The 12,631-nt window shown below is 38.6% G+C and carries 12 protein-coding genes; 2 read left to right on the forward strand and 10 right to left on the reverse strand.

Annotated features, from left to right (window positions below; translation table 11 throughout):
• Nucleotides 1–363 precede the first annotated feature (363 nt).
• Nucleotides 364–1,593 carry an exo-beta-N-acetylmuramidase NamZ family protein gene (locus BLQ87_RS29930; protein WP_074612582.1) on the reverse strand — a complete coding sequence of 410 codons (1,230 nt, stop codon included), beginning with the start codon at nt 1,591–1,593 and terminating at the stop codon, nt 364–366.
• A gap of 195 nt (nt 1,594–1,788) precedes the next feature.
• Here BLQ87_RS29930 and BLQ87_RS29935 point away from each other — a divergent pair, with 195 nt between their 5' ends.
• Nucleotides 1,789–2,451 carry a hypothetical protein gene (locus BLQ87_RS29935; RefSeq protein WP_074612583.1) on the forward strand — a complete coding sequence of 221 codons (663 nt, stop codon included), beginning with the start codon at nt 1,789–1,791 and terminating at the stop codon, nt 2,449–2,451.
• A gap of 101 nt (nt 2,452–2,552) precedes the next feature.
• On the opposite strand, the gene BLQ87_RS29940 is transcribed toward BLQ87_RS29935, so the two are convergent.
• The 4 genes from BLQ87_RS29940 to BLQ87_RS29955 all read right to left on the reverse strand — a co-directional run bounded on the left by BLQ87_RS29940 (nt 2,553) and on the right by BLQ87_RS29955 (nt 6,799).
• Entirely contained in the window at nt 2,553–3,011 is a 459-nt protein-coding gene (locus BLQ87_RS29940) for a MaoC family dehydratase (RefSeq protein WP_074612584.1), read from the reverse strand.
• Between the two features lie 92 nt (nt 3,012–3,103).
• Entirely contained in the window at nt 3,104–4,336 is a 1,233-nt protein-coding gene (locus tag BLQ87_RS29945) for an alpha/beta hydrolase-fold protein (RefSeq protein WP_074612585.1), read from the reverse strand.
• A 596-nt stretch (nt 4,337–4,932) separates the two neighbouring features.
• Nucleotides 4,933–6,375: a TlpA family protein disulfide reductase gene (locus tag BLQ87_RS29950; RefSeq protein WP_074612586.1), complete on the reverse strand. Its 1,443-nt coding sequence runs from the start codon at nt 6,373–6,375 to the stop codon at nt 4,933–4,935.
• Between the two features lie 139 nt (nt 6,376–6,514).
• Complete coding sequence (locus BLQ87_RS29955) at nt 6,515–6,799, reverse strand: LDL receptor domain-containing protein (protein ID WP_172664997.1); 285 nt, start codon at nt 6,797–6,799, stop codon at nt 6,515–6,517.
• Between the two features lie 501 nt (nt 6,800–7,300).
• Between BLQ87_RS29955 and BLQ87_RS29960 the strand changes: the two genes are divergently transcribed.
• Nucleotides 7,301–7,510 carry a zinc-binding dehydrogenase gene (locus tag BLQ87_RS29960; RefSeq protein ID WP_074612588.1) on the forward strand — a complete coding sequence of 70 codons (210 nt, stop codon included), beginning with the start codon at nt 7,301–7,303 and terminating at the stop codon, nt 7,508–7,510.
• A gap of 26 nt (nt 7,511–7,536) precedes the next feature.
• Here BLQ87_RS29960 and BLQ87_RS29965 read toward each other — a convergent pair whose 3' ends face one another.
• The 5 genes from BLQ87_RS29965 to BLQ87_RS29985 all read right to left on the reverse strand — a co-directional run bounded on the left by BLQ87_RS29965 (nt 7,537) and on the right by BLQ87_RS29985 (nt 12,593).
• Nucleotides 7,537–8,109 (reverse strand): dihydrofolate reductase family protein, encoded by a 573-nt coding sequence (locus tag BLQ87_RS29965; protein WP_074612589.1) that lies wholly within the window; start codon nt 8,107–8,109, stop codon nt 7,537–7,539.
• Between the two features lie 160 nt (nt 8,110–8,269).
• Complete coding sequence (locus tag BLQ87_RS29970; RefSeq protein WP_074612590.1) at nt 8,270–9,820, reverse strand: hypothetical protein; 1,551 nt, start codon at nt 9,818–9,820, stop codon at nt 8,270–8,272.
• A complete protein-coding gene (locus BLQ87_RS29975; protein ID WP_143010591.1) occupies nt 9,817–10,155 on the reverse strand; it encodes a hypothetical protein in 339 nt (112 codons plus the stop codon). The genes BLQ87_RS29970 and BLQ87_RS29975 overlap by 4 nt, the downstream gene beginning before the upstream one ends.
• Before the next feature lie 11 nt (nt 10,156–10,166).
• A complete protein-coding gene (locus tag BLQ87_RS29980) occupies nt 10,167–11,726 on the reverse strand; it encodes a hypothetical protein (RefSeq protein ID WP_143010592.1) in 1,560 nt (519 codons plus the stop codon).
• 246 nt (nt 11,727–11,972) lie between these two features.
• Nucleotides 11,973–12,593 carry a Crp/Fnr family transcriptional regulator gene (locus BLQ87_RS29985; RefSeq protein ID WP_074612593.1) on the reverse strand — a complete coding sequence of 207 codons (621 nt, stop codon included), beginning with the start codon at nt 12,591–12,593 and terminating at the stop codon, nt 11,973–11,975.
• Nucleotides 12,594–12,631: the final 38 nt, after the last annotated feature.

Consider the following 12,631-nt stretch of genomic DNA (forward strand, 5'->3'; position numbering starts at 1 on the left):
CCTTTCAGCATCGCCTAAATCCTCATAGCATTTGGCAATGTTTGCATATAGAGAAGGGAGGGCACTCATCACCGTGTTGTTATTTATTTTTAAGGCAAACTGCAAAGCCGTTTCAAGCCATTGTAATTTGTCGGAGACATTTTTTTGATGCCTCGCTACATAATGAGCTGCAATAAATTTTTCCAAGTCGTCTGTCGCCTCCTCCCAGGCCTGAAGAAAAAGTTTACTCGCTTCTTCAGGTTTACCGCTTTCTTCCATACCCATACCTTGAAGGCAGAGTTTGACTACATTGTTGAATGGGTTGAATTCCATGTTCTGATGATTTATCTGTTCACTATTGTACCATCGATTTGTTTTAATTAATTACGGATACAGGAGGTACTTCGCCCGTATCGCCTTAAACTTCTGCAATCCGGGTTCCCAGCTTTTTCTGATATTCGCTTCCGATACGCCCGCTATGATCTGTTTTCTCAATTGATCGGTACCTATGCGCAGATCAAAAGCGGATACGTCCTGATTTGCTCTTCCAGGAGTAAAGAAATTAGCTTTGTCCAGATAGGCTTTGTATAATTCAATTAACCAGGACAAATCAATCTGGCGGCTCTTCCGAAGTTTGTTAACATCATAATTGCGCAGGTCAAGGCCATAACAAACAGCGTCTTTGTGACGTGGCTGTTCACTCATTCCGGGAATACTCACCGGTTTGTATGAAAATGAATACTTGCCTTTCAATGCCGGTGCTCCCAATATCGTAAATGGCATATAAGTTCCCCTGCCTTCATTGATCGCTGTCCCTTCAAACATACATAAGCTCGGGAAAAGCATCACCGCTTGCTGTGTGTTTAAATTAGGGGAGGGGGATATCGGCAATACATAAGGCATATCATGATCATAGTTGGCCACCTTTATAATATTTATTTTGCATTGTTTTTTCAGGTATCCTTCACCGTTAAGGTATTGCGCAAATTCCCCGATAGTCATGCCATGCGTCATGGGTGTATAATGGATCCCAATGGCAGATTTAAATTTATCATCAGTCATTACCGGCCCATCTACTACATAGGCGTTAGGATTTGGCCGGTCAAGAATGAGCAGTTCTTTGTTGTTTTCCGCACAGGCTTCCATCACATACTCAAGCGTGTTGATATTGGTATAGTAGCGGCAGCCCACATCCTGAATATCAAAGACCATCAGGTCGATATCCGCCAGCTGTGCTTTTGTTGGCTTCTCGTTTTTACCATATAAAGAAATGATTGAAATGCCGGTTTTAGCATCTTTCTCATCGCCCACCACAGCTCCGTTACTGGCATTGCCTCTAAAACCATGCTCAGGTCCAAATACTTTTACAATATTAATTCCGAGGCTCAGTAAGCTGTCTACGCTGCTTTTTCTGCCGATTATGGAACTCTGATTGGCAACCAGCCCAATTCGTTTTCCTTTTAGATAAGGCAAATATTTGTCAGTCTGGTCGGCACCGGTAATAATTCCCGATTTATTAGATGTACTTTGATTTGATGATGCAATTTGTGCGGCACATTCGATGTTGCTGATCGCCAGAAGCGTTAAAAAAAGTATAGAAATAAATCTCATCATTTTTAGCAGGTTATAATTTCTTTATGACCATTATTACTATGTTGGGTGTTTACAAGCCACAAGAGCTAAATTAGTAAATTTGGGCTAAAGTATGCAGCAATTCGCCGGTAAGCGTCAAACCTTTGGTTATTTCTACTGGTAAACAGGTATTGTTTTTATTTTAAAGTAGAAATAACTTTGTTTAAAATTTGCCTTATGAATATCCCTAAATCCTTAAGCTCCCTGTGGAGGGCGAAAATAAACAGGCTTGTGGTTGCCGGCCTGCTGTCAGCAACGACTACCGTTCATGCCCAATCTTTTACGGTCGCGCAAAAAGCCACATTCAGTAAAGAACAAACGATGAAACTGGTGACTGCCGGAAAATCTAGTATCAAGGGCCAGGCTTTTGCCAGAGATAACTCCAATGGTCTGAAAGGCATCGCCATTCTGAACATTAATAAAAAGCAGTTTGCGCCTCCGGGTACGGTTGTTATGCTGCTCCCTTTTACCGATTATTTCAAGGAATGGATGGAAGTGAGCAAAAAATACGGTAAACAGGGGAAGGTTGTAGAACTGCCTAAAGAGGCCCGTGAATGTATCCGCGTAACTCAGGTAACCGATAAAGAAGGACATTTTGAATTTAGCAACCTGATGCCAGGTCAGTTTCTCCTGTATTCCAGCTTTGGATATGAGCATACCCAGCATGCGACTGAAGTAGTTGGCCGCAGGGACCGTTATATCAACAATACTTACCAGGGCTCATCAGATATTGAAAGGCATTTTAGCTACGGTGTGAATGCAAGCGCATACGTCGACAAAATCGTGACCATCAAAACCGATGGGGATGTGGAACAGATCAAACTGAAGAAAACCCTGTAAGCGCTAACATGCGGTTGCCGCAAGCGGAACTATTTTGTAGCCCATATCCACGAACATTAGAAGATTATAATTTTCTAATGTTCGTGGATCTATCTTTCAAATTAAATAAAATGATATAAGAATACTACTTCTCCTGTATAGGCAGGTTTTGGCTGGTCTTTAATCACAAGAACAGCTTCAATAACCACTTTGGTTGTACCTCTCAAATCGGCTATAGAAATAAGTTTAGCCTTGAGTTGCACTTCACTATCTACCACAACTGCCTGGCCAAATTTAAAAGATTCAATCCCATAGTTTATTTCCATTTTAATATTGCGAACATCTGCAATCTGCTTCCATAAATACGGAATGAGTGATAAGGTTAAATACCCGTGTGCAATGGTAGCTTTAAATGGGCCTTCATTTTTTGCCTTTTCTTCATCTACATGGATCCATTGGTAGTCCAAAGTGGCCTCAGCAAATTTATTAATTTGTTGTTGGTCAATTTTATGCCAGTTCGAAACACCGAGTTCCTTACCTAAATGTGTTTTATACTCTTCGTAATTATTGATTATTAACATAGATGTCTGCTTTTCGATTAATAGTGTAATGTTGTTTTATATAGCGAAGTAAAATATAGAATATTATTTTGATTTAAAATCCATATTTGGAATTATTCACCTGACAATAACTTATCTAATTTTTTCCGGGACTCCGGAGTTTCTTTTATGGACAAAGACTTTTTGAAATATTCAATCGCTTTTGATTTATCGCCAATTGCCAGGAAGTAGTCGCCATAAGAATCGTAGACATTAAAACTCTCAGGATAATTGTCAACATTTAGTTTAAATAGCCCTCCGGCTTTGGCATATTGCTTTTGCTGCAAAAAGGTATACCCCAGGCTGTTTATCATATTTTCAGGTGGGGAAAGCTGATAACCAAACAGTTTTGAAACCTCCTGATAATGTTTTCCGAATTTATTGATTAAGTCTGCCGTAGGATCTGTAAAGTCTTTAGGGGAAAGTTTAAAACGATACTTGTTAAAAATGAAACGAAGCGCATCATATTCTGTGATTAAGGGTACAGATCCGTGGTCATCATTGCTATAATATTTACTTTCATACCTTAAGCCGTTTTGCTTTTGCGCTTTAATATATTGATCCAGATTAAGAATCGAACGGATATGCCTCGTACTTTTAGAGGTGTCGCCCCGGACTTTAGTGATATCCATGCCCTCATTCAAGGTATTTGCAATGCCTAAATACAAGGTGGTCCCTGAAAATTTCTTTTCTCTCAGAGACTTCTGAGTTGTATTTAACAAATTCATATTATCCCACCACATGCTTGGGTCTATAGAAATGTAGGAGTTGAACAATTTTGTATGGTTTAATGCAACGTTCATCACTGTTAGCCCTCCAAGTGAATGTCCGGTTAATATTTTGTAAGGTTGCGTTGGGTATAAGGAATCAATACGTGGCATCAGTTCCTTTTCAAGAAATGAAACAAAACGTTCGCCACCCCCGGATGTTTTTAAAGCGACACTGTCGGTAAAGGGATGTTCAGGATATACACGTGTTGGTGTCAGGTCTCTTATTCTGTCCGTGTTTGGAATACCAACTACAATCATTTCGGGGCAAATGGTATTGCCGTTTACCTGACTGAGGTGCTGAATCATACCTACTACGGAATAAAAATGGGCATCTCCATCCAATAAATATAATACAGGGTATCGCTGTTTGGAATCAGCGTTCCAGCTACCTGGTACATGTATCCAGATTTTTCTTTGTTCATTCAGAATTTTTGATTGGATGCTATCAATTGTTCCGATGGTCACTTTATTGTCCTTTTGAGCCAGGGCACATACGGAGAAAAAAGCGGTAAGAAGGGAGAGGATTAATTTTCTCATTGTAGATATATGGTTTACTGTTGTTTAAAAGCAGGCATTTTCAATATCGCGAAAATTTGTTGAACTGACGTTATTTATTCTCATTTTTATTAACCTTTTATGCAATCGGTTAATAACAACTACAAATAAAACAGATATGTTTAAGACTATCCACAGATGGCTAAGGGATGAATTATGCAGGTTAAGAAAACGAAAGAGGCCCTAGCCAGGGTTGGCAGGACCTCAATCTTAAATTAACGCTCTCGTAATTATATATACAAGAACCGGGCCACAAATAAGATCAGTGTTCATGTAAAATAAAATATTCTAAATATTCTTCCAAATTGAGGGCCTGGCAGGTGCTCTGCTAAGTTCTTTCTTAAAAGGATCTGAGTACCATATCTCCTGTATTTGAGTGATTTAGCTACCAGTAGTTTATTATGGCAGGCGCTGTAAAAATCCCCCGTGTTGAGAAAGTTTATCCCCATAATCTTCATGCGTTTGATCGATGATCTCTATTTTATTCCTGTCTAAAGCACAAAAGCTCCACATTTCTGTGAAGCTTTTGTGATCCCGGGGAGATTCATATCTGCTGGGCAAACCAGCGCCTGGCCTTTTTACAACAAGCCGTTAATCACCTTTTTCACTTCTTCATTTCCAGGAAAGGCTGTAATTTTTTTTACGAGCATACCTTCTTTGTTATATAACAGATACGAAGGAATATATTCGAACCCAAAATGGTCCATTATATAATCCCACTGAGCCGCTGTCAGGTAATAATGTTCACTTCCTATTCCTTTAATTTTTTCTTCCCATAGCTTTCGGGGAGAAGAGCCGTCTGTGATATACACGAATGCAACATCCTTATCCCGAAAATCATTTTTTGCAGTTCTGAACTCCTGCATTGCATTCAGGCAAGGAGTACACCATGTTGCCCAAAGATCAATAAAAACAACCTTCCCTTTATGTTTAGCGACAATTGTTTCTATAACTTTATCGGCTGGAACCGACGAGATGTCATTTACAACAACCGGCGATTTGAATTTATCCAATTCAGCAACCTGCTGGTTCTTTCGAAATAGTATCTTGGCAATTTCCCCATTTTTCCAATAATTTGCTATATTTTCTTTTTGCTTTGCGGTTAGGGGTTTTACTTCTTCATTTAACTGTCTGGCATAGGCATTGGCCGCTAAAATTTCATAATAAGGACCATTGTCAAATCCGACTAAATCCGATAAAATAGCTTTGACACTTGCTAACCAGGAAGGAATATCGCTGTCTCCGATCACAGGGAGATCTAATATTTCGTTTTGAAGAATTGCTTTTTGAACTTCCAGGAACGTAAAACAATTCAGATATTGCGGATCATTGAAGTTGAAGTCTTTCAGGAATCGATAATATGACCTGTCAATTTTCTGGATATCAGGCTTTTTACTTTTATCATCATTTGTATTGCGATAATTCCCGGTCATATATTCTTCGTAATCAAATACATGTGCTTTAAACAGGAATAAACGAAAATCTTTAGATAGGATTTCTTTTAGTTCCTTTGATATCAAGGTGTCATTTTTTACAATTTCTAATCTTTCGGTTACGATAGTTCTGGCATAATTCAGAAAATACTCCGTACTTTTATTATACAAAGGCTCCGGTTTCCTACCCGATCTGTATTCAATCATTTTACCCATGACCTCAAAGCCTCTGGTCATATCATTTTTATTCATATCAGGCCTAACGTCAATTTTTTCGATATCAAAATCCGAATTATAAGCAATATCAATATTGGTAACACCACCATTTGTCAATTTAACAAGAAGGGACTTCTCTGGATTTAAACTTGGGTAAATGCCAATCAGAGAAATATCTGTTTCAACATCAACATCAATAGAGAACTTTCCTGATCCATCAACAAGCGCTTTATATTTAGCATATTCTCCCGAAATTGGATGCGGAACAGTAATATTTATAAAGACGTTATTGTTAATGGTGCCATTCGGACTTATTATCCTTCCTGCTATTTTCGCCGTACCTGCTTTTATAACTGGTGTATCTATTGTCATACCAACAGACGGTTTAGATGATAACAAGAACAAAACGCTGAATATGCAAAAAAGACTTGTTTTTATTAAGTTAGTCATAGTTATCTTGATTTGATTCCAGCAGATCTTTTTTAAAGATCCACTGGAATTAATTGATTAGTTAAAGGAGCGTTGAACAATACAATACAGAGGCCATGTGTGTATCACATTTTCCATGGTATGTGGTTCCGTTATAGTCAAAAGAACAAGGATCATACCTTTTACTTTTTGCGCAAGCTTCTATCTTAGGGGAAGAGCCCCCTGCTTCGTCACTGCCGTCACTACAATCGCTGGTACCATCCAGAACTAGACTTGCATCAATACAAGTGCCATTAGCACATGCAAATTCATTCGGTTGACAGAGGTTTCCTCCTCCTACATTTTTCATTTCTGCTCTACTGAGCATCTTAACAATTTTCATGGTTCTAACAAGTTTTTAGATTTTAAACCTCTATTCCACGCAGGTTATTTACGCGGCATTAATTTTATAACTTTATGCTGGTTATCCGGACAGCATCGTTGCAACTCAACAATCCATTTTGTATACAAATTCTTTAGCTTAATCAATAGTGCTGTATTCTCTTTAGTCAATGCTGTGGATGCTTCTGCACCGGCTTGCCTTTACCTTAGATAGTTTGGTTGATGACACGGAATACCCGGGCATTTTAGTTTGTTCACAAAGGAGACAAGTATGGAAACAGCGTTTTCTTTATTGAATTTGGGGAGTAAATGCATTTGAATAAAAGTTTGGCTTTCTCAAATGTATAAAAAATATTTATCGGATAACAGATGTTTATTTCTTTTTATTAAACATGTATTTAAACATGAGATAATGAACAATTTTAAGCAGTCAGTAGGGCTACCTCTATAAATCCGCCGGTTATTGATCATCATACAAAAAACTACATTGAAGAGATACAGGCTTATACTAAAGGAAAAGGGGGTGGGTGTAATTATTGATGCGGTAGGGGACAGCACGCGCTGTGATGGTCCGCTTGCTGAGCGCCATCATATTACCAAATTAACAGAAATCGGACATGTAAAGCCAATTATAGATAGCATCTATCCAATTGAAGAGGTTAAAAATGCTCATCAAAGAATAGAGGATGCGAAATGAGACAGACCTTTATTTGATTAGCGGGGTTATTCTCTGTCCAATATGTAGTTCAGTTCAGTTACTCCGGAAGTAAATTGATGAGTAGTCAAGAGTTTGAGTTTTATTTTGTCTTTGATATCTACAAACAATGGAATGCCTTGTCCAAGAATTATTGGATTAACAAATAGCCAGTAGCCATCAATTAAGTTCAGTTGAATAAGTGAATGTGTTGCTCTTGGGCTACCAAAAAGCAAGACGTCTTCACCTGGCTGCTGTTTTATTTCATTTATGCTGTCCGAAAGGTTGTCGCTAATCACTTTTGTGTTGGCCAGGCCCTCGTCTTTCATTGTTGTTAATAAAACAACTTTGTGAACTTTGCCATACCACTTTGAATGTTCAATGTCGTGCCTGGTTGCTGTCGGGCTATCTCCTGCAGTAGGCCAGTAATTTTCCATCATCTGATAGGTTACCCGTCCATATAATGCAGTATCGCCTTCAGCTATTCGCTTGCCGACATAATCAAACATTTCTTCATCAACTTTGATCCAGTCCATTTCTCCGTTCGGTCCTGCCACAAAACCGTCGAGCGATATGTGCATAAATGAAATTATCTTTCTCATATAGTGTTTTTCTGACTTAGTTTATTCAAAGATACAGTAACACCACATACGTGTAAATAGGTAAATGGGACAAGTTAAGGGGGGAATTGCGACTTGTGTGATGATGATAAGGAAAAAGGCTGGCACTCGCCAGCCTTTTTCATATTACTGTTATCAATCGTTAAAAAATAATCACCTGATGTGTTGCTTTTATAGCCGGGTTTGACTTTAATGAGACGGTAATCAGGACAATCCCTCTATAGTCTGTCTCGCCTGCCGTAAAGGAAACCGTTGCAGTACCGCCGACATTACTTGCGGAGCCATTTGAAAATATGCCAATTTGATTTCCTGATACATCAACAGCCTTGTAGTCGAATAAAAAATCCGGATTCGGATTTCCAATTGAGCGTTTGAGATTAATGGTGAGTGCAAGTGTATTGTTAAGCCCATGGGAAAGACTTGAATTTCCAGTGAGCAACATAAGGTCCGGATTGGCTTTTGTAAAGTTTACAGTAAGGTTTCGGGTAATGCTACCACAGGTTACCGTTACATATACCGGTCCTGGTGTATTATGCTTAAGGTATCCCGTTAGTTTGCCTTCGCTGTCAGCATTGATTGTTACCGGATTTGAAACCTGGAAAGTACCTGCTGTTGAGGTAAAGGTTGCCTTTTTGTCTGCTGTAGCAAGGTTTTTATTGATACTCACAGGTATGGCAATCGTGCTAACACCATCAGAAGGTATATTGTCTGTAAAGCTATCAATCTTAAATACATCGTCGGGCATAGGTTGTGTGAAAATAACTGTTTTGTTCGCAGTCGCTGTTAATGAACCTGTGGCAACAATAGTAGCTGTGCCGATTATTGTTCCTTTCAGGTAGGTAAACGCATTTCCTGCAGCATCAATTGGCAGTATTACTGTTTTTTCGTTGTTTGAAAAAGTACCCAGATCAGTTTTAAGAGAGATGAAACGTTTGGCAGGATCTACATTTGGATCAATATGTGCTGAAATTTTCAATAAAGAAAAACCATCAGCTACCAAACTCTCTGTCGCCGCATTTTCGAAATTAACCGCTCCAGAGGAAGTAAGGGTAACCATTTTTGCAACGCTAAAACTAAGATTGACTGCTTTGATATTTGCCGTTCCCGTTGTATTGGCTTTTAAATAAGCCACGGCTTTGCCTTCTATGGCGACAACCGATATCGTATTGGTATTATTTGTAAAAGTCCCAATATCGGTTGTAAATACGACCTCCCTTTTATCGGTAGGCGTTAATGGATCTATTTGTGCAGTTATTTTCAATGTAGTATTATTATCTGCCGTTAAGCTTTCTATGGCTGCATTCTCAAAGCTTATCCCACTAGGATAGCTGAAACTTACCTGGGTTGTTGCGGAGAAAGTTAATACTGTTGCTTTTACAGTCGCGGTACCTGTTGAATTTGATTTTAGATAAACCTTTCCATTTCCATTTTGATCCACTGTAACGGTTATGGTAGCCAGCTTATTACTGAATGTTCCAACATCAGTTGTAACGGTGACCGTTCTTTTATCCCTATCTGAGTCCGTGCCAATATGCACTAACAATTCAAATTCATTTATGCCATTTGCAGGTTGGGGCGATGTTGATACAGACGTTATTGTGATTACATCCGATAATAATAATGGTTCATCTTTACATCCTGAAAATAGCAACAGAAAAAGAAATGAAACGACAATTAATGGGTTCCTGTTCATGATATCGAAATTTTACAGCTTTTAATATCTCCGTTCAGGCCCTCTTTTGCCGTTACTTTTATGGTAAAAAAAGTATAGGCTTTGGGCCCCTCGCTTACTATTCGAACATCTTCATTGAAAACTGCAACGGCAGACCCCATTGTACCCTCGTAGGAAAATTGTTTGGTTCGCGTGCCATCGGCCTTTTTGAAATACAGGTTGTTGGCTTTGGCTAAACTATAATTGATGATGTACTTTACCCCAACACTTGATGAAAGTGTAAAGTTTAATGAAACATCCTCCGGTGGGGTGATGCTACTTTTAGAGGGCTGGATTTTACTGAGTTGAAACGGCATATGAGAAAGCATTAAGGTTTAGTTGGTAGAGTGATTACATTAGCACCGAAAAGTTTATTGAAAACAGTATTTATCTGCAGGTCGATGGAAAGGGAAACAAAACCTAAACCCCGCACGGTGTTATTTGTATTTAGTGGATTGGGATTTAATCGGGTATGCCATATCACACCACCATTTACCTTTACAAAATCTGCAATTCTTATTCCCGCACCAGTAATCAGGTTAAATGTGCCCATGAGATCGTCTCTGTAGCCATCTTTTTTTAAAGTGATGTAGGTAAGTCCGAGCATGAGTGAAAAGCGACGGTCAAAATCCCTCAACTTAAATAGGTCTTTCATAAACAAAGGCCTGTCCTGGTTGATCGGCCTCAGATAAATATTTGTCCCCAGATAGGGAACCATTTTGGCGATTGAAGGCATAAGAGCGACCCCAATGTCAGCGGTGATGAATGAGTTCGAACGGGTAACAAAATTATGGTTTATAGTGCTCGAATTAACTATAATTTCGTCTTCAAATGAATTGACCACAGCAGTAATGAAGTTGTTTGTTTCTGTGTTTGTTATCGTGATTGTATTGTTTATACTTTCTATATATTCATTAAAATTTCTTGCCAAATCTTCCAAGTGACCAATGAAGGTATTTTTGATATTGTTAAAAGGAGAACCGTCTTGAAATTGCGCCTTCTCAAGCTCTGCTTTAACATATTCTATTTGGTTGAGGTAGTTTTTCGCATTTTCCGGGTTAATGGCATTTTCACCTTTGGGATAGGAAAAAATGGACTTTAATGAGTTCACAACATTGTTCATTGCACTTACGTTCCCGGCGTTTTTGTCTGCTGAAGTTTTGTATCCGGATAGAAATTTTGCCAGGGCTGTAGAATCGCCTTTAAGTGCATCAAAATTCATAGAGATGCTTTCCTGCTCATCAATCCTCTCCTCAAAGGCAAAAGCAACCTCTTCCATTGCCTTTAAAACAATTTTACGATTCATTTCACTTAAAGCTATTTCATCAATTTCCTGCCCGCTTCCCATCAGATCGACATTCAGCTGATTAATCGTAGCATACATGATTTCATCCATATCCTTTATGCTGAGTGAAACAACGCTGTTATCGGCCTTTTGATTTATTAGTTTTGGAATAATTTTGACTGCATGATTAACCAGCTTCGTTTTTTCATCGTCTGATAATTTACGTTTGAATTTGAAGAAGAATGAGAAATTCCTGTTTGGTGGAAGCTCTTTGATAGAGAGTCTCCATTTGGCATCACTGCCATTGTTCTCCCAGAATGCATACATGCGACCATCCTCCCAGTCCTGATATCTTTTCTGTTCACTCGGATCAGGAAATTTTTCATTGTTTTTTATATCCTTCCTTACCTTATAAAAACATTCAATGCTAATAATCTTGTCTAAGGTTATTTTGCTGTTGACGCCTTGGGTACCGGCCAATATAAAGGGTATATCAAAGGGAAGTATATCTGAAAATGACCTGCCTGAGATGTCGAGCGTAATTTCCGTCGCACCTATAAGTACGGCAGTTGAAGTTTTCGTAACCGTTTTCTGCTTGGTCACGACCTGGGCATCTACAGCAATGTGGCAAAAATAGAGTAGGAAAAAAACCTTGAAAAACAGGTTTCCCCCCGAAGGGACAAGATGTTTCATGAGCGTTAATTTTTAGTTCCCCGATCAGGTCAATTGATCAGGTTACATGCTGAAGATAAGTATATTAGTTCTTAATTAACAAATCAATCTCAAAAAAATTAACACTTAGACTTAGGATCTGAACATGATCAGGAAGTCATATACATAGAAAACGATTTACTTCAAAGATGAAGATGTACGTAACCGGTTTCTTATTCTACTTAACGATTCGGGCTTTACGCCGAGGTAGCTTGCAATATGATAGAGGGGAACGAATTGAAAAATCTCAGGTTTTGTTTTCATTAAATTCTCATAACGCTCGCCCGGGCTGGAGGAAAGGTAGTTATTTACTTCTGTTTTGTAATTTGAGTATTGCTTTTCGGTTTCTATCCTGCACATCGACTCTAATCGGGGAAATCTTCGAAACATCTCCTTTTCAACTTCGAAGGTAAAAATAGAAATGATACATTCAGATACGCACTCCCAGCTCACAGCACTTGGAACCTGGCTGGCATTGTTTTCATCATCAAAAAGACTATCACCCGGGGTATGAAAACCCACCGTCTTTTCTTCACCATCTTTGAGATAATATTCCCTGATGCATCCTTTAAACAAATGATATGAAGCTTTGAGGAACTGACCTTCTTTTAAAAGGAATTCGCCTTTCTTAACTTTTTTAACAATAATTTTGTCTGCAAAAAAGTCTTTTTCTTCTTGTGTATTGTAATCTGAGCTTATTAAAGACTTCCTGATCTCTAACACCTCTTGGTCAAGATCTGTTGTATTATCAAATTTCATCCCTTAAAATTAGGATAATTCTGATATAACTCCATAAA

This window comes from Pedobacter steynii, assembly GCF_900103665.1.
Classification (GTDB): Bacteria; Bacteroidota; Bacteroidia; order Sphingobacteriales; family Sphingobacteriaceae; genus Pedobacter; species Pedobacter steynii.